Origin of the sequence: Exilibacterium tricleocarpae (assembly GCF_007004655.1) — a bacterium.
In the GTDB taxonomy this organism is placed as follows: domain Bacteria; phylum Pseudomonadota; class Gammaproteobacteria; order Pseudomonadales; family Cellvibrionaceae; genus Exilibacterium; species Exilibacterium tricleocarpae.
This window is the reverse complement of the sequence record NZ_ML660087.1, coordinates 202302-229210: the sequence shown is the minus strand read 5'-3', so window position 1 is coordinate 229210 and position 26909 is coordinate 202302. Positions and strand designations below refer to the sequence as shown.

The 26909-nt window shown below is 55.0% G+C and carries 22 protein-coding genes; 5 read left to right on the top strand and 17 right to left on the bottom strand.

Annotated features, from left to right (window positions below):
* Positions 1-6: 6 nt before the first annotated feature.
* The 13 genes from FKG94_RS00915 to FKG94_RS00855 all read right to left on the bottom strand — a co-directional run bounded on the left by FKG94_RS00915 (position 7) and on the right by FKG94_RS00855 (position 16038).
* A complete protein-coding gene (locus FKG94_RS00915) occupies positions 7-585 on the bottom strand; it encodes an electron transport complex protein RnfA (RefSeq protein ID WP_142902298.1) in 579 nt (192 codons plus the stop codon).
* The gene (gene rsxE, locus FKG94_RS00910; RefSeq protein ID WP_218943384.1) at positions 575-1243 is read right to left on the bottom strand and encodes an electron transport complex subunit RsxE; all 669 of its coding nucleotides are present in this window, start codon (positions 1241-1243) and stop codon (positions 575-577) included. Before rsxE ends, FKG94_RS00915 begins: the two co-directional genes overlap by 11 nt.
* A complete protein-coding gene (locus tag FKG94_RS00905) occupies positions 1233-1934 on the bottom strand; it encodes an RnfABCDGE type electron transport complex subunit G (protein WP_142902296.1) in 702 nt (233 codons plus the stop codon). Before FKG94_RS00905 ends, rsxE begins: the two co-directional genes overlap by 11 nt.
* The gene (locus FKG94_RS00900) at positions 1915-2979 is read right to left on the bottom strand and encodes an RnfABCDGE type electron transport complex subunit D (RefSeq protein WP_142902295.1); all 1065 of its coding nucleotides are present in this window, start codon (positions 2977-2979) and stop codon (positions 1915-1917) included. Before FKG94_RS00900 ends, FKG94_RS00905 begins: the two co-directional genes overlap by 20 nt.
* Positions 2976-4343, bottom strand: coding sequence for an electron transport complex subunit RsxC (rsxC, locus tag FKG94_RS00895; protein ID WP_218943383.1), 1368 nt, complete (start codon positions 4341-4343; stop codon positions 2976-2978). The genes FKG94_RS00900 and rsxC overlap by 4 nt, the downstream gene beginning before the upstream one ends.
* Positions 4340-9310 (bottom strand): 2-oxoacid:acceptor oxidoreductase family protein, encoded by a 4971-nt coding sequence (locus tag FKG94_RS00890; RefSeq protein ID WP_218943382.1) that lies wholly within the window; start codon positions 9308-9310, stop codon positions 4340-4342. Before FKG94_RS00890 ends, rsxC begins: the two co-directional genes overlap by 4 nt.
* A 153-nt stretch (positions 9311-9463) precedes the next feature.
* Positions 9464-10426: an RnfABCDGE type electron transport complex subunit B gene (locus tag FKG94_RS00885; protein WP_218943381.1), complete on the bottom strand. Its 963-nt coding sequence runs from the start codon at positions 10424-10426 to the stop codon at positions 9464-9466.
* A 133-nt stretch (positions 10427-10559) separates the two neighbouring features.
* Positions 10560-10820 carry a hydrogenase maturation nickel metallochaperone HypA gene (locus FKG94_RS00880; protein ID WP_142902294.1) on the bottom strand — a complete coding sequence of 87 codons (261 nt, stop codon included), beginning with the start codon at positions 10818-10820 and terminating at the stop codon, positions 10560-10562.
* A 30-nt stretch (positions 10821-10850) separates the two neighbouring features.
* Positions 10851-11462, bottom strand: a complete 612-nt coding sequence (locus FKG94_RS28625; protein WP_179957421.1) for a hydrogenase maturation protease — start codon at positions 11460-11462, stop codon at positions 10851-10853.
* Positions 11459-12790, bottom strand: coding sequence for a Ni/Fe hydrogenase subunit alpha (locus tag FKG94_RS00870; RefSeq protein ID WP_142902293.1), 1332 nt, complete (start codon positions 12788-12790; stop codon positions 11459-11461). The genes FKG94_RS28625 and FKG94_RS00870 overlap by 4 nt, the downstream gene beginning before the upstream one ends.
* The gene (locus FKG94_RS00865; RefSeq protein WP_142902292.1) at positions 12783-13571 is read right to left on the bottom strand and encodes an NADH-quinone oxidoreductase subunit B family protein; all 789 of its coding nucleotides are present in this window, start codon (positions 13569-13571) and stop codon (positions 12783-12785) included. Before FKG94_RS00865 ends, FKG94_RS00870 begins: the two co-directional genes overlap by 8 nt.
* A 3-nt stretch (positions 13572-13574) precedes the next feature.
* Positions 13575-15560: a 4Fe-4S dicluster domain-containing protein gene (locus tag FKG94_RS00860; RefSeq protein WP_142902291.1), complete on the bottom strand. Its 1986-nt coding sequence runs from the start codon at positions 15558-15560 to the stop codon at positions 13575-13577.
* On the bottom strand, positions 15553-16038 hold the full coding sequence (locus FKG94_RS00855) for a cyclic nucleotide-binding domain-containing protein (RefSeq protein WP_142902290.1): 486 nt from the start codon (positions 16036-16038) through the stop codon (positions 15553-15555). The genes FKG94_RS00860 and FKG94_RS00855 overlap by 8 nt, the downstream gene beginning before the upstream one ends.
* Before the next feature lie 480 nt (positions 16039-16518).
* Between FKG94_RS00855 and FKG94_RS00850 the strand changes: the two genes are divergently transcribed.
* Together FKG94_RS00850 and FKG94_RS00845 are read left to right on the top strand one after the other, a co-directional pair.
* The gene (locus FKG94_RS00850) at positions 16519-16878 is read left to right on the top strand and encodes a DUF7670 domain-containing protein (RefSeq protein WP_142902289.1); all 360 of its coding nucleotides are present in this window, start codon (positions 16519-16521) and stop codon (positions 16876-16878) included.
* A 455-nt stretch (positions 16879-17333) separates the two neighbouring features.
* Entirely contained in the window at positions 17334-18476 is a 1143-nt protein-coding gene (locus FKG94_RS00845) for a hypothetical protein (RefSeq protein ID WP_142902288.1), read from the top strand.
* On the opposite strand, the gene FKG94_RS00840 is transcribed toward FKG94_RS00845, so the two are convergent.
* From FKG94_RS00840 to FKG94_RS00830, 3 genes are read right to left on the bottom strand one after another with little or no spacing between them, the layout of a single operon-like run.
* Entirely contained in the window at positions 18477-20189 is a 1713-nt protein-coding gene (locus FKG94_RS00840) for a class I adenylate-forming enzyme family protein (RefSeq protein WP_142902287.1), read from the bottom strand. It lies immediately after the preceding gene.
* Positions 20098-21993 carry a CocE/NonD family hydrolase gene (locus FKG94_RS00835; protein ID WP_179957420.1) on the bottom strand — a complete coding sequence of 632 codons (1896 nt, stop codon included), beginning with the start codon at positions 21991-21993 and terminating at the stop codon, positions 20098-20100. Before FKG94_RS00835 ends, FKG94_RS00840 begins: the two co-directional genes overlap by 92 nt.
* A gap of 33 nt (positions 21994-22026) precedes the next feature.
* Positions 22027-23562, bottom strand: a complete 1536-nt coding sequence (locus tag FKG94_RS00830; protein ID WP_179957419.1) for a M28 family peptidase — start codon at positions 23560-23562, stop codon at positions 22027-22029.
* 10 nt (positions 23563-23572) lie between these two features.
* On the opposite strand from FKG94_RS00830, the gene FKG94_RS28620 reads away from it, so the two are divergent.
* Together FKG94_RS28620 and FKG94_RS00825 are read left to right on the top strand one after the other, a co-directional pair.
* Positions 23573-23863: a hypothetical protein gene (locus tag FKG94_RS28620; RefSeq protein ID WP_179957418.1), complete on the top strand. Its 291-nt coding sequence runs from the start codon at positions 23573-23575 to the stop codon at positions 23861-23863.
* A 156-nt stretch (positions 23864-24019) separates the two neighbouring features.
* Positions 24020-25309, top strand: a complete 1290-nt coding sequence (locus FKG94_RS00825; protein WP_142902284.1) for an MFS transporter — start codon at positions 24020-24022, stop codon at positions 25307-25309.
* Positions 25310-25364: 55 nt separating this feature from the next.
* Here the strand turns inward: FKG94_RS00825 and FKG94_RS29455 are convergent, their stop codons facing one another.
* Positions 25365-25811, bottom strand: a complete 447-nt coding sequence (locus tag FKG94_RS29455) for a MaoC family dehydratase (RefSeq protein ID WP_425460024.1) — start codon at positions 25809-25811, stop codon at positions 25365-25367.
* A gap of 487 nt (positions 25812-26298) precedes the next feature.
* On the opposite strand from FKG94_RS29455, the gene FKG94_RS00815 reads away from it, so the two are divergent.
* The gene (locus FKG94_RS00815; RefSeq protein WP_142902282.1) at positions 26299-26568 is read left to right on the top strand and encodes a hypothetical protein; all 270 of its coding nucleotides are present in this window, start codon (positions 26299-26301) and stop codon (positions 26566-26568) included.
* Positions 26569-26909 lie beyond the last annotated feature (341 nt).

Sequence of the window (26909 nt, the reverse complement as noted above, 5' to 3'; positions counted from 1 at the left end):
GTTGTTTTAGCCCAAACCTGCAAATCCCATAAAAGAGAGCGAGAGAACACCGGCGATCATCAAACTGATGGCCGTCCCCTCGACGGTATCCGGTAACCGGGCCAAGGCCAGCTTCTCCCGGACGCCGGCCATCAGTATCAATGCCAGCATAAACCCGAGCCCCGCCCCGAAGGCATAGACGATCGACTGAATAAAATCGTAACCTTTGTTTGTCTGAAACAGTGCCACTCCCAGAATCGCGCAGTTACTGGTAATCAGTGGCAGAAAAATGCCCAGTGCGCGAAACAATGTCGGACTGGCCTTCTTGATAAACATCTCCACCAACTGCACCGTCGAGGCGATAACGACGATAAAAGCGATCAACTGTAGATAAGGTGCGTTGAGTGCTTGCAGGACCCGATGAATAAAATAGGCGCAGATGGAGCTGACCAGCATCACAACGCAGACGGCCACCCCCATGCGTGAAGCCGTCTCCAGTTTCGCCGAAACGCCCAGGAACGGACAGATCCCGAGAAAATACGCCAGCACGAAATTGTTGATCAGGCAGGCGTTGATAAAAACTTCCCATAGAGAATCACTGTTCACTGCCCATCTCCTGCAATCTCGCTTGCAACCGTGGCTGTTTTCGCTGTTGACGCTGCTTGATGCGGTTGAACAACAGCAGCCAGGCACCCAGGGTAAAAAAGCCGCCGCTGGGTAAAATCATCACCACCCAGGGTTGATAGTTATCGGCAAACAGCGCGACCCCGAACAATGTCCCGCCGCCCAGTATTTCCCGAACGCCTCCCATGCAGAGCAACGCAAAGGTAAAACCCGCCCCCATACCCAGAGCATCCAGCAACGACCTGCCGATACTGTTCCTGGAGGCAAAGGCTTCGGCGCGCCCCAAAATCAGGCAGTTGACGACGATCAACGAGATAAACGCGCCGAGACTTTTATGGATCTCAAGACTGATGGCCTGAATCAGGTAGTCAACCACTGTCACAAAAGTGGCAATGATCAGTATAAAAGTGGCGATGCGCACCTGTGGGGGAATATAGTGACGCAGGCAGGAGACCAGCAGATTCGACAGCAGCAAGACAAAGGCGGTGGCCAGCCCCATGGTCAGGGCGTTAATCGCCGAGTTGGTGACCGCCAGCACCGGACACATGCCCAGAACCTGAACGAACACCGGATTCTCCCGCCACAGTCCCTTGAGAAACTCATCGGCGCTGCCGCGCCTGACAACCTCTTTACGAATCACTATGGGCTTCTCCGGCTGCATGAAATACCTGGAGGTGGCGCTGCACGAGCGGAATCCATCGCCGTGTGCTGGCCCTGAGTATGCCGGCGACAGCCTTGGATGAAATGGTAGCGCCGGTAATACCGTCGATCTCCCAGGGCTCGGTTTTTTGTCCCGGTTTGACCGCTACGATCGCGTTCTTTATCGCACTGCCCTCTGCCGTCAGGCTGACATCGAGTTGTGAAAAATTTTTAAGGAAGCTTTTATCCGTTTCGATTTTACTGCCCAGTCCCGGCGTCTCCTTACTTTCCAGCACCTGCATGCCGGCGATAACCTGCCGATCCGGTATATAACCATAGAGTATTCGAATCGTATCCTGGTACCCCATCCCCTGCGCCTCTATCGCCACGCCGATTAACTGCCCGTGCGCGCCGTACCCGGCGTGGATCACCGCCTCAGCGTCGGACGCATCTGTGTTCGCATCGGCAACAACAAAGTGTTCCCCGCCAGTTAGCGCAAAGGCCAGCTTGGTATTGGCGCCGGGCAGCACGGTAAAAATCGCCTGCGCCAACGCTTCGGACCGGTTTTTCTCAATAGCCGACAGCGTCAGCAAAAAAACCGACACAATCATCAGCGCACAGACCAAGCCCACGCCGACCAGGGCGCGGTAGACGATCCAGGCGGGCTGTTTGTCACTGGCGATAATCTTCATGGTATCTCTCGCTTTTCAGGCCGCTTTTATAGCCAAACACACGCGGCTGGGTCAGCGCGTCAATATGGGGCGACAGGGCGTTGCCCAGCAAGATCGCATACATAACACCCTCGGGCATACCGCCCCAGAAACGGATAACGATAATCAGGGCACCAATAACGATACCGTAGATCACCACCCCCAGAGAGGTCATTGGCGAGGCCACCATATCGGTGGCCATAAATACCGCGCCGAGCATCAGGCCGCCGGAAAACAGCGTAAACCAGGGCCCGGGATAGCGCGCCGGGTCCAGCCCGTTGAACAGCGCGCTGAGAATAATCACGGTGCCAAAAATCGCGGCCGGAATTCTCCAGTTCATCATCTTGCGCGCGACCAGCCAGATGCCGCCCAACAGAATCAACACACCACAGGTCTCGCCCATGGAACCGCCGGTAAACCCGAAAGCCAGGTCGTAAGTGCCGGTCGGTTGCTGGTCGAATTTCATCAGCGCCAGCGGCGTCGCGCCGGTAACACCATCGGCCGCGGTAAGCGAGTAATCGGGTGTCATAAACGGTAGCGTCAGCGTGGACGACGGCAAAACCTGGAAGCGCTCCGGCGCCAGCGCCGGCGTCCAGGTCGTCATCGCCGCGGGAAACGCCGCCTGTAAAAAGGCGCGCCCTACCAAAGCGGGGTTGAATGCATTGTAGCCGAGCCCACCGAACAGGTACTTTCCCAAAGCCAGCGCGACTACGCCGCCGCCCACCACCATCCATAACGGCAGCCCGGGCGGCAGGGTCAAGCCATAAAGCAGCCCGGTAACCACCGCCGACCAGTCCCCCACGGTTGAACGCCGGCCACCGCCGCGACAGAGCAGGTGTTCGGTCGCCACACAGGTCAATGTCGCCACTGACAGCGTCAACAAAGCACCGATACCGAAGGCATAGATCGCAAACGCCGTTGCCGGCAGCAGCGCCCACACCACATTGCGCATAATATCTTCAACACTGCGCCCGCTGGCGATATGGGGCGAGGTTGAGATTTCCAGCGTCTTGCGCAGATCGTTCATGGCTTGCCCCGCCGTTTTTTTGCCATCACCTTGGCGGCGCGAAAGTACTGCACCAGCGGGATATGGGAAGGGCACACATAAGAACAGGCACCACACTCGAAACAGTCCATAAGATGAAACTTTTCGACCATGGTTTCGTACTGTTCGTTCCTGGCGAGCAGACCGAGCTGCGAGGGGTTGAGAAACAACGGGCAGGCATCGACACAGTAGGCGCAGCGAATACAGGGGGATTCTCGACGTCTGCCACCGGTTTCGCGCTCGGTGAATGCCACGAATCCAGAGGTGCCTTTGGTGATGGGAATATCCAGGCTGGGCAGGGCGGCTCCCATCATGGGTCCGCCCAGGAAAACCTGGCTTAAGTCCTTCTCGACACCGACATAGTCCAGGGCAAACCGCAGCGGCGTGCCAACCGGAATGCGATAATTTCCCGGCTTTTTGATTGCCGGGCCGGCGATAGTGATGACCCGCTCCTGGATACCGCGGCCAAGGGGCAACAGGCGACCGACCTCGGCGGCGGTAGCCACATTGACCACCACCGCCTGCACATCCGCCGGCAGTCCGCCGGAGGGCACGTCCCGGTTCAGTAAAGCCTTTATCAACAGTTTTTCAGCACCCTGTGGATACTTGACTTCGAGCAACTCAACCGAAACGTGATGACCGCGGGGCAAAGCCGCGCGCAGAGCCGTGGCGGCATCCTGTTTATTGGCCTCTATGCCAATAATGGCACGCCGGGCACCTGTGGCCTTAAGCAGGTAGCCGATGCCGGTAAAGATATCGTGTCGCTGTTCCAGCATCACGCGATAATCGGTGGTCAAGTAAGGTTCGCACTCGACACCATTGAGAATAAGGGTGTCGACGCTATGCCCGGCGGGGACTTTTAGTTTGACATGGGTGGGGAAGGCCGCACCACCGAGACCGACGATACCGGCGCGCTGGATGGCTGTGATAATTTCGTCGGCAGTGGCACTATCGAGATCACAGGGCGTACCGGAACTGACTTCCTGGGTGGAGCCGGGGAAGGGTTTCAAATAAATCCCGGTTACCATTTTCCCGGCGATGCTGGGCATTAACCCAATCCGCTGGATCAGCCCCGAGGCTGGGGCGTGCATGGCGACGGAAACGAAACCGCCGGGCTCGGCCAGCAACTGGCCGCGCTCCACTTCCTGTCCCTCCCGCACCACCGGCACAGCAGCCTCGCCAATATGCTGCGCCAGTGGAATATTCATCACCGGGGCAAAAGGGAACTGGCGAATCGCGAGTCCACGAGTTTGCTCTTTCGACATGGGTGGATGCACCCCGTGGGCGAAGCTCGGGTCCCGGTGGACAAAATGTCCGGCCATTTGACGAAACCATTGCGCAGTCAATTGAATTTTTCCCCGCGCTTAATCCACTTGTCGATATCTTTCGCCGAACGGTCGCCGGGCAAGCCCGGATGGATAATCCGGGCCGTGCATTTTTCCGCCGCCTTGACCAGGTCTTTATAAGGGCCGGCCAATGGATTTTTGATATAGGCTTTCTTGGCGTCGTTGTAAGCAAAAATACCGGGGTTCAGATTAGTGCACTCATCGCAGGCGGTGCACTCCTCGGTATCGATCCAGGGCGCCATATAGGTTGCCGTATCGGCGTCGACAGACACCGCCGGCACTGTGTCGATCGCCGGGCCGGCAGCAGCGGCCACGGCGGCCCCCGCTGTTGCCGGCGCGGCTTCCGCGCCCGCCAGTTTGAGCAGGCCGTCTGTGAGTTTACTGACCACCTGCCGGCGAATCTTATCCTCCAGGTCTGCAGCGGGCGGTGTCTGTTTGCGCGCCACGCCGGCGACCGCTTTCAGTAAAATCCAGAAGTCGCGCCGGTCTTCGCAGGATTCCACCATCGCCTTGGCGACCAACAGGCGGCTCAAACGCTGCTCCCTGTCGACGGTCCAGATAAACGGATACTGCCCTTCCCGGTCGGCTTCCGGCAGTTCGAGAAAATCGGCCAGCGGCACCATGTTTTCATGCCAGGTATCCGGCGGCGCGGTGCGAAAGTGTTTGCGGAAACGCGCCTCGGTCATGGCAAAATCCGCAAACGTCATCGGGACGTCGAGGGTTTTCTCCCGCCCGCCCTCCAGGTACTTGAGGGAATAACGCGGCCAGAGATCGTCAATGGCGGGGTTGCGCTCCAGGTCGAAGCACTCCGCCGGGGTCTTGCCGTTGTCGGGGTTGTAACGGAACAGCGGATAGGCCCGCGATTCGACCGCCAGCTTGGCCTGGCGGTGCCCCATATCATCGCCAATACCGTGTTCCGGCTGGCAGGAGGTATACAGATTGAATAACGCCGGTCGCCGGGTCATCAGTCCCTCAATGAACCCTTCGATCATATGGTTGGCGTTGGCGATAGTGCTCTGCATAACATAGGTGGTGCGATGGGCCATGGCGATCAGCCCGATCTCTTTGCGCGCCTCCTGCTTCCCTTTGATCACCTTGCCGAATTCGGCCATATCCGATATCTGGCTGAAAAAGCCCGAGGTACAAGCCTGACCGCCGGTATTGGAGTATGCCTGGGTATCCAGGATCACGACTTTGAGGGGTTTGCCCGACATCATGGCGCGGGAGAGATTCTGAAAGCCGATATCATACATGGCGCCATCGCCGCCAACCGCCACCACCGGCGGGCACAATTGGAACTCCTCGTCACTGAAGGCCTGCCAATCAAAATAGGTGAAAAATTCATCGTGCTCAGCGGGGTTGTAGTTGCCGGCAACTTCCAGTTCCGCGCAACGAATCGCTTTGAATCCCTCGGCCATCTTCGCCATATGTCCTTCGAACACACCCATGGCCAGGGAGGCAGAATCCTGAAACAGGTGGTTGGCCCAGGGAAACGGGTAGGGATTGAATGGATAGGTGCTGCCCCATACCGAGCTGCAGCCGGTGGCGTTGAGGATACCCATATTAGCGCGCCCCTTGCCACTGGTGCCTTCGGTATAGCGCCACTTCAGGTCCTTGAGCTTGGCGACCAGTTGTGTCATTTTTTCCAGCCAGGCCGGGTCGATGGGTTGACTGCCGGTCAGGTCTTCCATCTGCGCGGCGATATCCGCCAGTGTCAGGTCATCTTCACTTTTACCGTTCGATACCCTGGCCTTCAAAACCTTGGCCATCGACTCGGTATCATCAATATTGACAGCCTGCACCAGTTTTAACTGGATGTGTTGTTCAAGTTTTTGCAGCAGTTCGTCAAGATACGCCAGGTGCCTGGCAACTCGCGGCCGCATCAGGGATTCCACCGTGGCGATGAAAAGGTGCAGGGCGGTTTTTTCCGAACACCCGAGGCAAGCCCCATCGCCGCTGGTCAACCCCAGGTAGGACTCCTTATCCAGCAGGATAGTCTCCAGCGCCCCAATACCCTCCTCGAGATTATCGACGCGAATATAGTTATCCGGGGTGTTGGGCAGGTCCAGCCAGAACGCCCAGTTCTCTTTTAACTGTTTTACCGATTCGTCGGTTTGTGTCACCGGCCGCAAGGCATCGTCGCCACACACGGCCACACACTCCATGCAACCTTTGCAGGTATAGGGGTTGACGGTAATACTCAGCAGTCCACCGGTGCCGACCTGTTGTCTTTCATGCAGCGTGTAATAGGGGCGGGTCAATGCAAACTGAAACCCATCAAGCGCCTCTTCGAAAAGGTTAAATTCCTGCTTGAGTTCAGCTTTTTGCGCATCGGCAAGTGCGGTGCCGTCCGCCAGGCGGTAGTCGCCGACGGTTTTTTCAATCGCCTCGTGTAACATCGGGCCGACGCTGTCGGCCTCTTCAGCCTGATTGAGCCGCTCGCGAAACACAGGTTCCAGCGCACGTACGGCACGGGGCAAATACTTGAGGGGATGCCCGTTTTTCTTCACTCGCGTCACCACGGTATCCAACACCTGTGACACCTCATTGACCAGCCCGGGTATCGCAGTGTCCGGGCAAACGGTGTAGCAGTCGCCGCACCCGGTACAGTTTTCGCCGATAAACTGCGGGTGCTCGAATCGAATACCCGTCATATCGCGGAACAAAGCCGAGGCCGCCGGCATCACACCCAGGCCGATAAAGGGATCGGCAAGGTTGTCGCTGCCCTGGCCGCGGGCGTAGAAACTGCCCGTCTGTTCCCAAAACCGATGGATATCGGTAGCCGCCGCGCCGCTTTGGGGCAGTTTTTTAACCATGATAGGCAGGCTCGGTTCGCTGTGGCGCTCCACCAGGCTCAGCGCCTGCACGCCAATCGGCTGGTCGAGGATTTCCTGCAGCTCGTCAAAACCACGCTGCACCACGCGCACATTTTCCTCGACGACACGGGCGCCTTTATCACCGAATTTATGTTGCAATTGCGCTCGAATGGCGGCCAGTAACTTTTCCTCGGTAAAACCGCTCTGTGACATCACCGGCGCTGCCGCAAAAAACGCGCCTTGAAAAGCCGTGCCCTGCATGCGCAACTGCAGATCGGGGTCTGTCGCTTCCTCGCGGGCAATCTTGAAGGCATCCAGGTAAAAAAGCCGGATGTGTTTGTCGACAATCATCTGCTGATAGTGCTCGGGTATCGCCGCCCACACCCGCTGCGGCGACGGCTTGTCACTTTGGATAATAAAAATCCCGCCCTCCCTCAGACCAGCCAGGGCGTTGGTGTGGTGAAAAACATTGGGGTCCGGTGACAGGACCACATCCACATAGAAATACTCACTGTTGACCCGAATCGGTTCGGGCGCCGCGGACAGGTAGTAAGTGGTCGGCTGCCCCTTTTTTTCTGAGCCGTATTTCGGATTGGCCTTGATATGGTACCCCAGCAGTTCAAACAGGGTCATGGCCAGGTTTTTGCCGGTGGTAATGGCCCCCCAGCCACCGACCGAGTGGAAGCGAACGGTGATGCTCTGCGCCGGCATCAGGTTCGGATTTTCACTGCCGCGAATAGCGAGTTCGCGCAGCTCGGGGTAGGCATCGGCAAGGGTTTGCTGATAGACATCTTGTTTGGGCGTCGACGCCTGTTCGTGCAGGAAATCAATAGAGAGGTACACATGCTTTTTTTGTCTGCCGGCGGGCAACATATTTTCTACCGCCGCAATCAGTCCTTCGGGTTGCAGATCGCGACTACCTAAGCCGAAAGACCCGGAATAGAGGTCCGGGATATCGGTCATTTTTTTATAGTGCGCCAATTCGGGGTGAGGCGCGGCCTTGTCACCCTTACCATTCTCTATGCACTGGCTGACGGCCGCGCGAATCTCCCGCATCAGGGGCAGATCGACCGCCAGCGGCTGGTCGAGCCGCTCCAGCACCACAACGCCCTTTTTACCTTTCAGCATCAGACTTAACAGGTCGGCAGGGAAGGGTCGAAACATCAAAAGATTAACCACACCGACTTTGAGGCCGCGGGAATCACGCAGATAGTCCGCCACCGCCTCGGCGTTGGGAACCAGGCTGCCCTGTCCGACAATCAGGTAATCGGCATCGTCGTGCCGGTAACCCTGGACCCTGGCGTAACGGCGACCGGTCAATTCATAGAATTGGGACAGCGCCTGCTCGGTAAGTTCTTTGAGAGGGTCAAAAAAGAACGGGCGCTGAGCTGCCACGCTCTGCATATAGGCGTCCTGGTTTTGCACCACACCCGCCATCACCGGGTTGTCCACATCCCACAGTTCGGGAATGCGCCGGCGGGTGTCGCCGTAGATAATTTTCTGTGCGGGTGTCGGCGTATCGATAATATCGTCCGGCCGCCCGAGGTATTCCGCAATCAGTGCCGGCTCCGGCAGCAGCAGTGACTCGATCAGGTGGGTTGTCAAAAAACCATCCTGCGCCACGATACCGGGGGTCAGCGCCAGCTCCGCGATACGGTGGGCAATAATATTCAGGTCCGCCGCCTGCTGCGCATTGGCGGCGAACATCTGGAAGAACCCCGTATCATCCACACAGTGGTAATCGTCGTGCCCGGCGTGAACATTGAGCGTGGCTTTGGTCATCGCCCGGGCGCCGATATTCAATACATAGGTCAGGCGCTTGCCCACGGCCGCATACAGTGACTCGTGCATATAGGCGATGCCCTGGCCGGAGGAAAAATTGGCAGCGCGCAAACCGCTCATGGCCATGCCCGCCGTTACCGCCGCCGCGGCGTGCTCGCCTTCCGGTTCGATAAAAATCAACGGCCTGCCGGACATATTGATATGCCCCTGCGCTGTTGCCTGGGCCCACATTTCACCCATCTGTGTCGACGGCGTGATAGGATAGGCGCCCGCGGCATCGCTGGACTCGCGCTCGCACATAATAACGGCGGTATTGCCGTCCATAGCGGCGCGTTTGCCCGGGTATTTGAAGGTTCTGGGTCTGCTCATCTGGTTCGATCCCACTCTTGCAGTCAGTTCGGGAAAATCCTTTTAGGAAAGTCCTACTGGAAAGTTCTATCGAGAAGGTTTTCTTAAGCAGATCCTCTCAAGCAGGTCGTCTTAAGAAGGTCCTCTCAAGAAGGTCCTCTCAAGAAGTTCCTCTCAAGAAGGTCCTTCCGGCAGCATCGAATGGCGGACTATCTTTTTGCTCGCCGCCCCTTTCGTTATCTCACCACTGTCGTCAATCCAGACAATAGCCCCGGTGGGACAGCGCTCGATGGCGACGCGGCTGCCGCGGTCACCGACAGAGTCCCGGCCCTTGGTATAGTCGATCACAGGCAGGTTGTTTTGCATGGTGATAAGATGACCCGGCGCGTCCACCGCACAGCGTCCGCAGGCAGTGCAGGCCACTTCGCAATAACCCCGAATCCAGTCCCCCTCTTCGAGGTTTTTGCAGGGCACCCACAGGTGATGGTCCACGCGCTGTAGGGAAAACAGGTCTTTCGGACAGGCCTCTATACAGTCGCCACAGGCGGTGCACTTGTCTTCATCCACCACCGGCAGATCGTGGTCGTTCATGACGATGGCGTCAAAGTCACAGACCCGCTCACAATCACCCAGCCCCAAACATCCCCACCAGCAACCTTTGCCACCGCCGGCGACCTGCGCCGCAGCGCCACAGGTCGCTGCGCCGCGATAGTGGGCAACCTTTGTTGCCACATTGGCGCCACCCGCACAGGCAAGTCGTGCGACCTGTTTGACTTCCACCCCCGCCTCAACGTGCAAAAATGTGGCGATTTTGTCGCGTTCAGCCTCCGAGCTGACGGTGCACTTGCCGGGTAGCACCGCGGCCGCTACCAGGGCTTCCGCAAACAGGCGGCAACTGGGGTAACCGCAGGCACCGCAGTTATTGTGGGGCAGCATGGCCTCCACCACATCCAACCGCGGATCTTCTTCGACATGCAGTTTTCGGCTGGCAAACAGCAACAGTGACGCGAGCAGGAAGGTCAACACGCCAATCACACCCATTGCCGTCAAAATTGTCATCGCAGTAACCCGCTTGCCACTGTTCTCCTTATCGTTACCCTTGCGGGCCATAACCTCGCTATGGCTATTGTCTGCCAATTTGCCCTCGCCCGGCCAGAGCGGCAATACCGGTTATTGACGCAGATCAATCAACAAATGCGGGAACAGCCGTGTAGCGAACGGACGAAAACCCACGCCCTGCACAATGCCACTGACCTCCACGCATCGCCATTCAATCACCGAGCGGCTCCGCAAGGTCGACCGAGACGACTTCAACACTGCCCAGATAGTCCGGATCTTCAACAATATCCAGGCTGATGCCATCCAGTTTGCGCCGGCCGATTTCCTGCTCAAAATGTGTCCGCAGATGGGCGGCGGAACCGCCTGCCAACACACCCAGACGAACCGACACGGCCCGCAATTGCGAGCCGCGATCGCGGGCGGTGGCGAGCGCAGTATCGAGCAGGCTGCGGATCATACCGGTCTCGTGCATATTTCCCTCCTCGAGGCATGGGTTAACACCTCAATCCCGGGCGAACTCGCCAATAGCGGCCCGCACGCGGTCGGCAAATGCGTCTATGGCCCGGCTGACAGGTGCCGAGAGCGCTGCTCCCGGTTCAAACTGCATACCTTCAATACCGATAAAACAGCCCTCGGGCAGACACCGGCCGAGGGCCTGCCCCAACTGCAGCACTTCTGCCGGCCCGAATCCGTGTGAAGACACCTGCCTGGCGGGACTCACATGGTTGATCAGTTCGCCGAAGGTCAGCCGAATCACCTGCCCCGGCCGCCCCGCGCCTGTCACGACGTCCAGCAGTATCACCGGCCCATCGCTGTCGAGCAGATCGAGTAATTCAGCGCCTGGTCGCCCGGCAAAAACAATATCCGGGTTGGCGGCCGGCGCTTTTTGCGCGAGCACACTGACGCCGGCTTTATTCGCCGTCTCCGTTTTCGGCACCTTTGTTTTTACAACTGTCGTTTTTACAACTGTCGTTTTTACAACTGTCGTTTTTACAACTGTCGTTTTTGCAGCTGTCGTTTTTGCAGCTGTCGTTTTTGCAGCTATCATTTTGGCAACGATAAGCGCCGCGCCATCATCACCGGCGGCGGCGTTACCCAGTGCGACAATCTTCACTGATCAACCTCTTGAGCGGTATCGTCACGGTCGATATCAAGGCGTAAAAAATGCGTGGCGCAGGAGATACAGGGGTCGTAAGAGCGAATCAACTGTTCACACAGGTGCGTCGCCTGTTCATGTTCCTGCTTATCTTCCAGCGCCAGCAGTTGCGGCGTCACAGCCACCAGGTCCGCCTCGATCTGTGCCTGGTTCTGGGAGGTGGGCGGGATGATTGTCGCTTCTTTTACCAGGCCGTCGTCACCGATCTGATAACGGTGGTAAAGCAGACCGCGCGGCGCTTCGGTAGCGCCCGCGGCGATGGCTGCGCGCGCCGTGTAAGCTTCAAACGCAGGCACCGGCCGCTGATAAGCGTCGATGATATCCAGGGCTTCGGCAAGGGCATGGACCAGTTCCAGCGAACGAACCACAATCGATTGATAAGGGTTGCGCACGGGCAAGGTGAGACTACTTTTGTGCAATGCATCCAAGGCCTGCGGATGCAGACGCTGGTGATGGCGGTTGAGGCGGGCCATCGGACCGCATAAATAGTGCTGTCCGTTTTTCAGGCGACTTTGCAGGGCAGTGGAATGGGCCACCTGGGATTCCGTGATCCGGCTGTGAAAATCGGCCACTGCCACCCTGCCCTGCCCACTGATATAGATATGATCCCCCCACTCCAGGGGGTAGTCAGTGCCGTCGAGACAAACAAACGTATAGTCCTGTTCGAATGCCGGGAAGGAAAAACCTGCCGCCCAATGCACGGTCGCCAGGGCATCATTGAGCGCCTCTTGCAGAGTCGGGCGCAAGTCCGCCAGCAAACGCGCCTCAGGCGCGCTGGTAAAACCACCGAGCCGGACACTGACCGGATGTATCGCCCGCCCGCCCAGTAAGGCAATCAACCCATTGCCGGCTTTCTTTATACGCAAGCCCCGCTCGACAACCGCCTTGTGATCGGCCGCCATTGCCATGGCACTGGCATAGCCGAGAAAGTCCGGGGCGTGGAGGAGAAAAATATGCAGCGCATGACTCTCAATCCATTCGCCACAGTAGAGCAGCCGGCGCAGTGCGCGAATCGGTGACGCCGGCACACGTCCCAGGGCATTTTCCAGTGCCCGCACAGCGCTCATCTGATACGCGACCGGACAGATACCGCAGATTCTGGCCACGATATCCGGTACTTCCTCGATCGCGCGTCCGCGCAGAAAAGCCTCGAAATAGCGGGGGGCTTCAAAAATATTCAGGCGCGATTCAATCACTTGGCCGTCTCTGACTTTCAGGTAAAAACGCCCCTCCCCCTCAACCCGGGTCAGCATATCGACTTTGTAGACTTTTTCCCCGTCACTCATGCCGCCGGCTCTCGTCTTCAAAGGCCGGTGCGCCCGCCGTAAACAACCGGAACGAGCGCAGAATCTCCTGCTCCGACTTGCCGATATTTTTCATATGCGCCGCCAGGGACTCGGTGGCAGCCGCTTCCCGGGGACCAAAACAGCCGTAGCAACCGCGCCGAAATGCCGGGCAAATAGCACCGCAACCGGCGTGGGTCACCGGTCCCAGACACGGCGTGTTATCCGCAACCACAACGCACACCGTGCCCCTGCGTTTGCATTCAAAACAAACACTTTCGTTTTTAATCGCCGGCGACCTGCCGCGCAAATAGGCGCTGATCAGCTCCAGCAGCTGGTTCTTATCGATCGGGCAGCCGCGCAATTCAAAATCCACCGGGACATGGTGCGACACCGGTGTGGAGGTGGCCAGACTGGCGATATATTCGGGCCTGGCATAAACCGCTTTTCGAAACTCATCGTGATTGGCAAAGTTGCGCAGAGCCTGGATGCCGCCACTGCTGGCGCAGGCGCCCAGGGTGACCAGTACCCGGGAGCGGCTGCGAATATGCCTGACTTCCCGCAACTGTTCGGGGGTGGATACCGACCCCTCAACAATGGCAAGATCGAACGGCCCATCAGGCCGGGCCGGCGAAGCCCCTTCCGGAAAGTGCACGATATCGATTTTGCCGGCCAACAGCAGCAGCTCATCTTCACAATTCAGCAGCGTTAACTGGCAACCGTCGCAGGAGGCGAACTTAAAAACGCCCACTCGCGGTCGTGCCGCTTTGTTCCTAACAACCATGGTTTAAAACCCTTGTTTGCCAAATAAAAAAGCCAGCCTGTCGTAGCTGAATACCGGTCCGTCCTTGCAGATAAAGTAGGGACCGTACTGGCAGCGCCCGCAGTGACCGGCCGCGCATTTCATATTGCGCTCCATGGAGAGATAAATATTTTGTGGAGGAACCTGCGCCTCCCGCAGCAGCCGCACCACCGCCAGCATCATCACCTCCGGGCCACACACGAAGTAGAGGCCATTCACGGGTATGTCCTTGCGCCGCAGTAAGGTAATCACGGTGCCTACATTACCGGTCCAGTCGCGGGTGCTCTGATCGACAGTCACCGCCACTCTCAAAGCCGGATTTTGCTGCCACTGTTTTAATTCCCGGGTAAACAACAGCGCATCTGCCCGCCGTGCGCCATAGATCAGGCGCACCCACTCAGTGTCGTTGTCTCTATCCTCATTCGCCAAGCTTCGCATCACGCCCCGCAGCGGGGCCAGGCCAATGCCACCGGCAACCACCGTAACGGGCCGATCGCGAGTCTGCGCCATCGGCCAGGCTGAACCGTAGGGACCGCGAATATCCAGCGTCGCGCCGAATTTCAACGCACTAAGCGCCGCGGTAACATTGCCGACACTGCGAATGGTGTGTTCAACAGCCCCCTCGCTATTGCCGGACAAGGAAATGGGCACTTCACCAATACCTGGCAGGGAAAGCATATTGAACTGCCCCGGCTGGTAGTGATAATCCGCCGGCATATTCAATACCAGCGTCTTGACCTCCGGTGCTTCGGCAACCACATCTGTTACAGAAACTTTGGTCGTTGCAAAGAGAGGCGCCGTAGAACTGTCAGCACCCTTGACGGCAATCGGCCGATGCTCGGGCATTGGCACCGGCGGTGCGGCACCGACGCCGATAGCCGCCACCTCTTCGGTCAGGTCAATGCCGACCGGGCACCAGGCGATGCAACGGCCACAACCGACACAGCCGCTGGTGCCGAATTGAGATTTCCAGGCCCCCAGTTTGTGCGTTAACCACTGCCGGTAACGGTCCTTAACGGCGGGTTGAAAGCTGGCGCCGTTGACCTGCGAATGCTGTTGGGAAAAACACGAGTCCCAACTGCGTTCCCGCTGCGGGGGGGCAACGCCCAGGTCGGCTGTCTCATCCACGGAGTAACAAAAACAGGTTGGACACACCATGGTACAGTTGCCACAGGCGAGACAGCGTTCTGCCACGTTATCCCACTGGGGATGCTCAAGGTTGGCAAATAAGAGACCCTCCAGGTTTTCGGTCTCAAGGTGCCGACCCATTTGTTGCCGGCATTGTGCCAGGCCGGCCATCATGTCATCACATTGGTTCTCAGTTGCAGGTTCAATCGGTAGTTGGGCGACAACCTTCTCACCGCGCCGGCTGCCCGCCTGTACCAAAAACGTATCGTCAAATTCCGTCAGGCAAATATCGAAGCCCGATTTCACCTCCGGACCCGTACCCATGGAATCACAGAAGCAGAGGTCGCCGGCCCGCAGGCAATTAACCGCAACGATAAAGCTGGCTTGCCGTCTGTTGTGATAACCGCGATCGATATATTCACCGCCGATAAAAACACGGTCCTGAATAGCCATAGCGGCCAGATCGCAGGCGCGCGCGCCGATAAACGCGGTGGCGACGGCATTGTCGTCGGATTGACGCCACAGCCCGGCCGCTTTGTCAAAAGTGGCTCGATGCAAGGTTTCCCTGGCCGGAAACAGATACTGTTTCCAGGCGTGCGGCCCCACAACAAAATCGAAAGCGCGGTTATCCCCCGTTTTTTGCAAACGATAGCTGCCCGGTGCCTGTCTGTCCGTCCAGCCCACAGGCAAATCCGCCGTAGTGGCTATATCGCCAATGACGATAGCACCGTTGCTGACAGTCGGCCCGAGTAACCGAAAGCCCTTTTTGGTTAACAGCGAAAGCAGTTTTTCCAGGCCGGAGCGCGGCATGGACTTGAGCCTGTCGGCCTTTAACTCAGTCATCCCTGCTCCCGAATATATCCAGAAACTGCAAGCGGCTGCCCGCAAGCCGCTGGCCAACGGCAGCCAGCGCGTTTTTCATGATGCGATAACCGATCTCGTGATCCGCCTCACACAAATCACGCACCGCTGTCGCCGTCACGCGTAGCAGGCGACAGGGTTTTAACGTGTGTGCTGAAGCCTGCCAAACACCGTCCGGCAAGAGTGCAGACCAACCCACCAACTGACCCTTAGAAAGCGTTGATACAGTGGTTTCATAGTGGGCTCGTCCCGGAATCGAGACGGACAATGCTACGCGCCCCTCCAGCAGTACATAGAAGTAATCCGCCTGTCCACCTTCACGCAGGAGTTCTGTATCGACGGGAATATCCACGAGCGTGAAGAGAGCGGCGACTTTTTCCAGCCGCAGGCGGTCAAGGCCCTCGAAGAGGCTGAGTTCGCGAAGTAACTGACTGTCGACAGCATTTTGGGCACTTGCCATTTATCCCCCAAGCGGCGTTGACGAAACAGCAACATAACTATGGAGGGTAAAGCGCTTTTTACCTTGACGCAGGTCAGTATTCAGATTTTTAGCGATATAACGACATTCAAATCGCCTATTAAGCCAATGATATCCACTTAAGACCGTCATCGGAGGGTGGTGTTGAGTAAAGTGACTCACCTTAAACAGTTGGTTTTACTACGGTATTGACACGTGTCGACAAGGACTTTCAGCTTGGGATATCCAGGCTTTGGACTCTATTTGCACGCCAATCTGGTGCGGTTCACCAGCCAGCCTGACAGAACTACGGCGGGCGCGAGGTCCAGCAAGCTCGCCAACTCATTGATTTCTTTTAAAAAAAGAGGAGCATGCTGCAATTGATGTGGGTCACAACAAATTTAAACCTCGAACGCCATAATTCCCAAGGCGTATTGAGCCACTGGTATTTTTGACCTCACAGCTTGCAGGACGGCACTCACAGTGAACAACACCCGATTAATCAAACTGCTGCGCTACTCTGCGCGAATAACCTTGGCCGTTGTCGCCCTGTCCTGGTTCGGCTTTGCAGTGTTGTCCGGTGCGGGAAACGGTCTCCGTGGACTACTGGCAAACCTCCCCAATACCCTGCCATGGCTGGGCCTGGCCATCGTTGTCTATGTAGCCTTTCGCTGGGAACTGGTGGGCGGGGTGCTGGTTCTGGTCACAGGTTTGGCGTCAGTGGTCTTTTTCAATGCGTGGGCGGCACCGATTGTCCTCGTTGGCGCGTCACTCCCGGTAATTGCGGCCGGTACCGTACTGCTCGTCTGCTACTATCTTGATCAGCACGGCAGCAAGCCATGATCCCGTCGGCTGCCATTTGCTTCAGCACTTTCAAACTTCATATCTAATTCAATATCTCTGTTGCTTAAGTTAACTTACTCCTGCGCTGGGTAACACCACCTAACCAGCAGCAATCGCGGCAAATCGAAAAGTCTTTCTGCGTTAGCCAACGCCTAACTCGGCTGTAAAACCGAGGAAGAAATTTTTTAAATTATAAAAAATAGGTTTCAGCATCACGTATATGTATAAAACATTGAAAAAAAACGGTATGCGCTCTTTATTTTAATGTAAAATATCAAAAGCGTTTTCCAGATGCAGGTTGGCATATAAATAAGGAACGTGTTTTTACATACGAATAAGAGACAGGTTTTTATAAAAAGTAGGCGTCATCCCAACACAACACCTCATAATGAGGATACAGATTACCTCAAATTAGGCTGGTAGTTCTATGCCAACCGAGAACCTGGAGGGCGTTAATGAAAAGTCGATTCACTACGGATAGGTCACCAAGACAGTTGACATATCTTATTGGGCTTTTTTTCCTGATTCAAATTCAACCGGCACCAGCCTTCTCCTGCATGCCATTCGACCTGCAAAGAAACTATGAGAACTTCCACAGCGTCCTCGTTGCCGAGATACTCGCCTGTTCAGTAGAAATCCGTGAAAACGCTCAGAACACAAGAACCTGCAGTATTAATGCCACCGACATATTCAAAGGTGAAGCTAGGGATTTCGTCATCGACGGCAGCCACGCATTCTACGAAAAGCCTTTAGTCGCCGGTGAGTCGTACTTGTTATTCCTCAATGAAGATGGCCTATCGCCCGTTTGCAGCGGCAAGGGCATAGTCGACCCGGAGGCGAGAAAAGTATCTCTAAAAGAAGTCATAGAAGCTACCAATGCCGGCGACACTGCTAAGGTGCGACTGCGCCAGCACGCCTACTTCATACTGACCCAGCTCAAAAAGCTGCGTGATTACCGCGATGGAAAACGTACCGGACTGAAGGATTATTGGCTATTCGAAGATAACGGCTATCACTGCAGTCTCACCCAGCTCAACAACGACCTCTCCGAGCTACGCATTGATATCCGGTTCTCCTATAACGATGACTTCACCAAATCATCGACTGAATTTCCCATTAAACAAATCATCCCACAAACAGAAAAACAGGTGCAGCCCGCACTTGGCAACCTGCAGATGTCGATCTACCTGCCTCACCCTGTCCGAATTCAAGACAAGCCAGGTGAACTGATCATCGATGGCACAAGCTATTTATTTAAACCGCGGCTGGAGGAAACCTATTTACCCACAGAGCCGTTGGAACTTTTATCGCAAAACAGTAGCTATCATATTTACGGTCAACCTGCTACAGACATCTTGGCGAGACTGGAGCGGCAACCTGAAATAAAGTTTCGGACATATATTGAAGAGACAAATAGCAAAGGCAATGCGATATCGGATGATCGGAAATTGTATATTTCCTCTAAACCGATGCCCAAGGCTTCTACTGCTGTGGTCAACGGCGGTTATGAATACCCGATTGATACATTTGGCATTGACGAGGCACTCTCTAAATTTGTCGCGTGCAGGAAAACGTGGCGTTTGAAATTAAAGGAATAGTCAAGACTCGGCCTTGGTTTTCAATGTGTATTTATCGATCTTTCCGTTTGCCAGCATGGGTAAGTTTTCGACGATATGAAATGACTTTGGCACTTTATAGTTTGCGAGGACGGTTTTGGCATAAGCTCGGATGGCACCTTCGTCAAGAGTCGGGTCGGATGCGATGATATAGGCTTTACCAACTTCTGCATAAAGGGGATCAGGTATGCCGATTACAGCTGCCATGGCAACGGCGGAGTGACTTTCCAGTGCTTTTTCAACTTCTGCCGGATAAATATTGTAGCCGCCGGATTTAAACATCTCCGACCGACGACCGACAATGATAAAGGCCCCGTCTTTACGCCGTTTCGCTAAATCACCTGTTTTTAACCACCCGTCTTTCGTAAAGGCCGCAGCTGTCGCCGCGGGTTGACGCCAGTAACTTTGCATCAGAAAAGAACCGCGTACATAAATTTCCCCGACCTCGCCATCGAGCGTTTCCAGACCATCAGAATTAAATAAGTTCACCTCATACTCAGGGGGCGGCCAGCCCACAGTGTACGCGAGAGTCTCGTCGTCATAACCCTCGCCGCGTAGAAAAATAACGTTGCCCGTTGTTTCCGTCATGCCATAGACATTGCCAAGATTAGGACAGATTTTCCGTAATCGGCGCACCAGATCAAGAGGGGCTGGATTGCCGCCCCAGATAATAGTTTTAAGTGAAGACAAGTCGACGTCTTTAGGCGGTTCACCGGGAAATGTCATTTGCAGCATCGCTGGAATTTGGCCGAGAGATGTGATGCGACGCTTTTCTATTTCTTTCAATATGCCCTTGGGGTCGAAATCACGCATAAAAACAATTGAACCGCCGCCAACAAGGGTATTGCAGCAGACATCCCCAACACATGCAATATGATTTATGGGAAAGTTGCAGAGGACTATGCGTGCATCAGCCTCTGTGCTGTATTTCGCTTCAGTTCGTCCACAATAGATGAGACCCTGGTGGTTCAACATTGCACCTTTCGGCGAGCCACTGGTGCCGGACGTATAGACAATCAGACAGGAATCTGTTGACGCAACAGCGGCACGGACCTGATTTAAGAAGGTTGCAGCTATTTTTTCACCTCGCTCCAAAAAATCGCTCCAGGATGAGTTTACTACCTCGCCCGCAGCGTCCGGAAGGCTAATAATTTGCGATGACAGGTGTGCTTCATCCAAAATTGCAGACAATTCTTGAGCGTAGTCACGCCCGTCAATTTGTGTGCGGCAAAAAACAAGAGTCGGCATACTATCCCTGAGCGGATGAGTCAACTCTCTTTTTGAGTATTTTGGATTTAGCCCGACCCACACAGCACCAATTGACACTGTCGCAAGAAAGACCAAAAAAAAGTCGGGGCCGGGCTGATCCAGCAGAGCCACACGGGCGCCGCGCTTAACACCGGCGGCAAGCAAAGCCTTTGATATCGTATTCACCGCTAATTGTGCACTCGAGTACGACACTACCTGGTCTTCGCAGAAAAATGCGGCCTTTTCAGGAAAGTGCTCAGCGCCGTAAGCCAAATATTCATCAATACGGTCAAAAGCCTTTGGAAGACGGGACGGATCATTTGACTTGTGTCGATACTCAATAGGCATTTTTTTACTACTCGTCATAAACAACAGGTAACACCAGATGAGATGTGTATTTTGGTGAATAGTGAACTGAATTGGTGGCGATGCGACCTTCTTTTTCATCGAAGTTTGCCCCGCCCGTATTCAAATTTCGATCAAATCGCGGGAAGTTGCTGCTGGAAACCTCCAACCGGATTTGATGGCCTTTCAAGAACACGTTACTGGTGGCCTGCAGGTCAATTTCAACCTTATATACTCGACCTGGTTGCAGGAAGTGTTCGCGATCATATCCTTTACGCCATCGCATGCGTGTAATGCCGTCAACGATATTGAAAGCGCGACCATCCGGGTAGACATCCACTAATTTAGCGGTAAAGTCGGTATCTGGCATATCTGAAGACACAAAAAGCACGGCTTTAACCGGACCGGTAACATCAATGCTTTTCTTCAGAGGCGCAGTAGAATAAACCAGTACATCCTCCCGGAGTTGTATATCACTCTGGTCGTAAGCCCCTTCTGCACTCTTGCCGTCTTCAACAGGGACACAGCAGGTTGGCCCGCCGCGCGTGGGAACGGGATTGAGAGGATTGTAGAGAAACGTATCGCGACCGGGTTTGCTTGGCGCATCGGACTTAAGCACACCATCACCTTTGCGCGATCGGGCGCCGCGGGTGCTGGCTAAATAGAATTTTGTAAACCGGGTATTTGATACAGGCCAGGACTCAGAAGTGCGCCAGCGATTTAGGCCCATCTGATAATATTGCACCACCGGCATTTCGTTGATGCCATTATTAACGCCCCTTAGCCAATGGTCGAACCAATTCAGGTAGAGCTTCCAGTAATCGAAGCGCGCATCACCTAAATTGCGGTGCCCAACCAACGTTGAGCCGCTGAGACTGTGTTGCATACAATGGGTGGTCGGATCGATAACGATGCGATGATCGTCGCCAAGGTCTCCGGAGTGACTTTGAAAGTGTTTCAGTTGGCTAAAGACATCTGCGGGACCGTAATCATACCAACTTTCAATAAACAGGGCGGGCACAGCAATCTCATCGCCATCGCGCAGATAGGGAAACTGATCCCAATAGGGGCTTTTTGGCGAATTCGAGATAAAGGATAGAAAGTCGTTGTCCGGGATCGCCTTGTCATTAAGCGCCGCAGCGACAGGCAGGGTCAACATTAACGGCCAGAATCTCCCGGTGTAATTCGGCGGGCCCTCAATGCGTTGCGGCACTTTGCGCCCATGGCTGGTAAACCATGACAGCCCCATAGCGAGCTCAAAGGCACCGCCGTTCCAGAATGCAAATTGCCGGTACCGACCGCCGGCACCGCCGCTTGCGCCGGCCGATGCGATAGGAATGGCAGCACGCCACGCAGCATGCTTCAGCCGTGCGGCGGTGACCTGGTTTTCACCTAAATAGGAACATCCGAAGGTACCGATTTTACCGTTCGACCATGGTTGGCGCACAATCCAGTCCATAGTGTCGTAGCTGTCGACATCATCGTGTGAAGTGGGAGCGAAAACCCCCTCCGAATCGAATTTGCCGCGCACATCCTGGACGGCGACCGCGTAGCCGTGGGTTACAAATGTAGCAACGGTGCCCTGTACAGAGTTGTCCGGGTGAAATGCGTCCTTATCGTAGGGCGTACGAATTAAAATAAGCTCAGTCGGGGTTCTATTTTGCGGCAGATAAATATCGGTACTGAGCGAAATTTTGTCGCGTGTTAGTACAGCTTGTGAGGATAGTAAACGCCAACTATAGCGGCCTTCTGGTCGAGCGACAGGAGCTTTGCCGCTAAAAGGACCGCTAAAATGAGGAGGCCGTTCCGCCACAGGCTTTGGCCAAGCCAGGATAGGGATTGTGGCCAGTGCGAGTTTGCTGACAAGCACTAACCGTATCTTCCAGGCCTTTATCGACTTAGCCATCTGCGAATCTCGTGTATATGCGCACGTTGACATTCAGTTTTGAGGGTTCGACTTTTCTGAGTTCGGTGCAAATGCTTGTCCGAATGGGCTGTCGGCATACCAGCGGGGCGAAACGTCTGCGTCGGCGACCATCTGGGTGATAAGTGCGCTGATCTGCGCATACCGCGCCGCCGCCACCCAGTTGAAAGGCAACCCGGGGTCGTCGCTTGGCTGGTGGTAGTGCTCCCGCAGGAAGGTTGCGCTAATAGGGCTGCCCCTGGTCTTCTCGGCGGTCCTGATCGACAGTGCCGGAACCCCCTTTTCAACAAAGCGATAGTGATCGGAGCGCGTGAAGTGACCCTCTGCAGGTGAAGGGTCGGGAACATGACGCAGGCGCATTTGCGCGGCAGCCCGGTTTACTGCCAGTTCAAGCGTTGAGTGCGCGGCGCCAAGCGCAATAATATCCGTAAAATCAAACAGCAAGATCGGCATATCGAAATTTAACACAGCCACGATCCGCTCTCCATCAGGGCGAATGGGGTGATTGGCAAGATAGTGAGAACCGACCATGCCGTCCTCTTCCGCCGTTAGTGCGGCGAACACTACAGACCGTTTTGGGGGCGTGGGCGCTTCGGCGAGTAGCCGGGCAATTTCGATCAGCGCTGCAATTCCGGCGGCGTTGTCCATTGCACCATTATAAATGGGATCGTCTGTCCGCTGCTCCATAACGCCTATATGATCGAGATGTGCTGTCAACAGAACGGATTCTTTGGAAAGCCTGACATCGGAGCCGGGCAGCATGGCAACAATGTTTTCGCTGGTCAACGTTCGCATCGCACTGGTACGCTCGATGCGGACGGCGGCACCCAATGGGAAGCCGCGCGGTTTGCCGCCGAGCTGATCCGCTTCTGCCAGAATCGATGCAAACGACTTCTGCGCTTTTTCAAACAACATCTCCGAAGCCGATCCGGTTAGGCGCGCCGTCGCACGATTGGCGGACGGTGCCGGAGATGCTTCACCTTGTTCGTTCACCCATGTTGTTATCGGCCGCGAGAATGTCTCCTTGATAAGACGCCACGGCCGGCGTTTTAGTGATGCCGATGTCTCCAGCTCAATGGTTGCAACAGCGCCGCGTCGACGGGCAGCGGCGGTTTTCTGCAAGGCCAGGTGAGCACCTGTTGCGCCCGGCAAATCGCCAGGAAAGCCGTTTAAGAAAACTGCGACTTTGCCCCGGAGATCGAGCCCGGCATAGTCATTCAGCCCGTGCTGCGGCGCATCAATGCCGTAACCTACAAAAACAGCTTCACCCTCTACAATCTCATGGGCCGCGGTGACCGAAGGCCCTATCATTATGTCCTCGTTGTCGCCGTCGAGGCGCTGGCCGTTGATCCTTATACTGGGCTTTGCAGCCGTCAACCCGGCGCGAGACAGAGGAACATGCTGATAAAAACTGCTGTTGTCTCCAACTGGCGCCAGCCCAAGTGCCGAAAATTGCGACGCAACATAACGGGCTGCAATTTTATAGCCTTTCTCTCCCGGCTTGCGTCCTTCCAACGCGTCATCAGCGAGAAACGTGATATGTGCCTTCATAGAATTGGAAATGGACTTATCGGGGACTATTTGTGTTGACGCCGCTGCCGCCGCTGCAGTTAAGAGAAAAGCCGTTATCACTACCTGCGCCGCATTGATCATTAGCAAGCCTGTTTCGTATCTGCCTAAAACTTTGCCTAATCATCGCCTTGAATCAATACAAAAACAAGTATTATTCTTTTTTAAGGAGATAAAAATTTATCTCGCAAAACAATTTTTTATCTATATTATTGATTTTTATAGAAAATTAAATATAGCCTCAACAACTCAAGTGGTTTTACCCCTTGAAAAAAGATTATAACTATAATTAAGATTAGAAAAAGGACTGAAGGCGACAAGCGGACAGGCAGCAGATTATACGCTCACATAACAACTGCCTATTGTTTAGCAACACGTAACCATGGCCCGACAGCCGATCGCGGCTACCCCATAACCGTTAAAACGGAGACTTCGGCGTATCGATAGCGATGTAACAAAATCAAAGCAAAATAGCGACAAGATCTCGGCTCTGTCTTATGCCGCAGGCTCCTTTGGAACCGGCGTATTTTCGACAGTGCCGTCAGTACTGCTGCTTTACTACTGCACGGAGACGCTGCTTCTTGCTCCCCAGGCTGTTGCGATCATCTTGGTTTTACCTAAGCTGTGCTCTATCGTTTGGGACCCTTATGTCGGGGCATGGTCAGACGCAGTTAGATCGTCATGGGGGCGCCGACGACCGTTTATGATTGTCGGTGCGGCCGGGACCAGCTTACTGTTTGCAGCAGTGTTCAGCCCGCCCGACTTCACACCACCGTTGCTTTTATTGTGGGTGGCCCTGGCCTACTTCACAATGAATGCGTTCTATTCGCTTTTTGCTGTGCCGTATACCGCCGTGCCCGCCGAAATCGCCGGCAACGGGGCGATGACGCTACGCCTGGTCGGTGCGCGCATGATGGTCCTGATGATCGGCATACTGGCCGGCGCAGCGGGCGCTCCTGTTTTGATTGCGGCGTTTGACGGCGGTCGCGATGGGTATGCGGCAATGGGCACCATCGTCGCCGCCGCATGCTTTATCGCAATGCTGCTTCCGATCAGAATGCTAAGCCGGCACGATTACTTTAGCGATACATCCTGGAGACCCCCCTCTATTGGCAATCATCTTGCCGGCATGCGGGTGACCCTTGCGAATCGAGCTTATCGCTGCCTGCTTTTCTCTTTTCTGGCACAGGCGGCCGCCTACGGCGGTGTTTCGGCGGCACTTCCTTACATTATCAGCCAGATGCTGGGACGCAACGAGGCAGATATCGGGGCGGGCCTTGGTGTAGTCATTATCGCGTCATTCGCAACGGTGCCAATATGGACGATAGCGGGTAAACGACTGGGTTTTGCCGCCGGCATTGCCATTGCCGGCATAGGGTACGCTTTGGCCACCATGTCTCTGGCAATCAGTATTTATGTTGCTGGGAGCTGGGGAGTTGCGCTACTACTGATGGGAGTCGCGGGCACCTTTTTCGCCGGCTTACAGGTACTTCCTTTTTCCTTTGCCGCGGAAATTGTGCGCAGCACCGCCCCCGCGGAGGAAGCCAAGTTCGCCGGCCTGTGGGTGGCCGCTGAAAAATTCGGCCTCGCCGGGGGAGCCGCGATATTAAGCCTGGTACTAGCACTGGGTAATGATGCTGTCGTTTCCACGCTTTATGCAGGGATTGCACCCATGGTGCTGGTTTTGTTGTCGCTGCCCTGGCTGTTCGCTTCAACTCGCACTGCGTGAGGGACAAACAAAGCAGAAGGACAAACAAAGCAGAAGAACAAACAAAGCATCAGGCTTATGCGTGGATAAGGGCAAGCCACTCTGCTGTCATAACGGGCTTGTCGTCATTATCGGCTTCTACCGTAACATCAAATACCAAAAGATATTGCCCCGGCTCCCGCTCACTAACAGACCGGCACTTGAAGGCAGCGCGCAGGCGGCTGCCGACAACAGCCGGCCGGATAAAGCGCACACGATTGAACCCATAGTTAATATGCTGGCGGGGCACGCGCCGATCAGCCAGCATTCCGGCAAAGTGCGTGAGCAAAGACAGGGTCAAAAAACCCTGCGCGGCGGCAACACCGAAGGGCCCATCGGCGGCCTGCCTGGGGTCGATATGATGCGGATCAAAGTCAAGCGTTATACCGCCGAAGGCGGTGATTCGATCCTGCGTCAGCTCAAGCCAAGGTGTTACGCCCAAGTCCTGCCCTGCTAAATCGTCGTAGTTACTCACATTCTGCATGCTTGGCTCACTCATTTGTTTAACCTTTATGTTACTTGACTTCAGAGGAAAAGCTCTCTGAGATGACACTGAATAATCGTGAATTTTCAGGCCACCGGGATAAGGCTGATCTTCGGTAAATGCAATGGCAAAGCCTGCCTCAGAGCCACTCTCTCATTACAGTGCGACTGAATCTTGCATCAAAAATAAAAGAGTGTCAATCTGTTTAACAAATGCTGAAAATAGATTTTTTACAAAATTCAGTACATTTTTACTTATTTATTTCATTAAAAAGTGAAATTTTGTCTAATTCATATAAATATTAGTTTTTATATCTATACTCTTGATAATAAAAAAGAGTAATAATATTTTTAAATATGTGTTTTCACCACAATGAAGTGCACCTCCCTTCAGCAGAAACTGAAGGCCATAGTTCGAAGCAATCCTGTCTGGACGACTTCTTGTAGCGGTATAGGAGGCTTAAAACGAATCGAAAAAAGTGCGCTTGATGCAATACCCGCTTACAGCTTATGCAGCGCCGTTTGTGCTACACCCGACCGACATGACCGACGAGGACACTGGCTGGCCTGGCACCCGCCTGATCAGCATCTTGGCCGAGATAGAAGACATGCCGACCCTGACGCCATCACCCTTTGATGCTTCACTGCGCATCGAGGGTGTGCCCAGAGCGGAGCTGCGGACACTGATTGATCGCGCAAGTTTGCCCAGGCCTATCGCCACCGCACGACCGCAACCCGCAAACATAGTCGCCAAATAAATTTTTGCTAAATCTGATAACTCTAAGCAGGCGACGCAAACTGTATTTCGCGGTGCTACTAAGCCGAGTTCGGTATGACCGCCGATCGCCGGAAGGAAAGCAGCAAAACAGCAAGCCGAAGCAGCTAATTTCCACCCCACAACCTGCAAACTGCCACCTCAGCCGAGCCGCGACATCCCGATTCACCGTTATTTAGGGTCAAGGGGGGGCATATCCCACACAGGTCCAAAGTTGGATAAAACGCCCAAAGTTGGTAAACTCCCCTCACTCAGCCCGTCTGCAGGGCCTCTTATATCAATGTCGATCCGCTTGTGATCATCGCAATCAGCGTTTACCAGAAA

Excerpts from the sequence above, each read along its gene's own strand:
- FKG94_RS00865 (WP_142902292.1), bottom strand. The coding sequence starts at position 13,571 with ATGGTTGTTAGGAACAAAGCGGCACGACCGCGAGTGGGCGTTTTTAAG.
- FKG94_RS00860 (WP_142902291.1), bottom strand. The coding sequence starts at position 15,560 with ATGACTGAGTTAAAGGCCGACAGGCTCAAGTCCATGCCGCGCTCCGGC.
- FKG94_RS28620 (WP_179957418.1), top strand. The coding sequence starts at position 23,573 with ATGGACTTATCGGGGACTATTTGTGTTGACGCCGCTGCCGCCGCTGCA.
- FKG94_RS29455 (WP_425460024.1), bottom strand. The coding sequence starts at position 25,811 with ATGCAGAATGTGAGTAACTACGACGATTTAGCAGGGCAGGACTTGGGC.
- FKG94_RS00830 (WP_179957419.1), bottom strand. The coding sequence starts at position 23,562 with ATGAAGGCACATATCACGTTTCTCGCTGATGACGCGTTGGAAGGACGC.
- FKG94_RS00845 (WP_142902288.1), top strand. The coding sequence starts at position 17,334 with ATGAAAAGTCGATTCACTACGGATAGGTCACCAAGACAGTTGACATAT.
- FKG94_RS00905 (WP_142902296.1), bottom strand. The coding sequence starts at position 1,934 with ATGAAGATTATCGCCAGTGACAAACAGCCCGCCTGGATCGTCTACCGC.
- FKG94_RS00890 (WP_218943382.1), bottom strand. The coding sequence starts at position 9,310 with ATGAGCAGACCCAGAACCTTCAAATACCCGGGCAAACGCGCCGCTATG.
- FKG94_RS00840 (WP_142902287.1), bottom strand. The coding sequence starts at position 20,189 with ATGAAAAAGAAGGTCGCATCGCCACCAATTCAGTTCACTATTCACCAA.
- FKG94_RS00835 (WP_179957420.1), bottom strand. The coding sequence starts at position 21,993 with ATGGCTAAGTCGATAAAGGCCTGGAAGATACGGTTAGTGCTTGTCAGC.
- FKG94_RS00870 (WP_142902293.1), bottom strand. The coding sequence starts at position 12,790 with ATGAGTGACGGGGAAAAAGTCTACAAAGTCGATATGCTGACCCGGGTT.
- FKG94_RS00900 (WP_142902295.1), bottom strand. The coding sequence starts at position 2,979 with ATGAACGATCTGCGCAAGACGCTGGAAATCTCAACCTCGCCCCATATC.
- FKG94_RS00880 (WP_142902294.1), bottom strand. The coding sequence starts at position 10,820 with ATGCACGAGACCGGTATGATCCGCAGCCTGCTCGATACTGCGCTCGCC.
- FKG94_RS00815 (WP_142902282.1), top strand. The coding sequence starts at position 26,299 with ATGCAATACCCGCTTACAGCTTATGCAGCGCCGTTTGTGCTACACCCG.
- FKG94_RS00855 (WP_142902290.1), bottom strand. The coding sequence starts at position 16,038 with ATGGCAAGTGCCCAAAATGCTGTCGACAGTCAGTTACTTCGCGAACTC.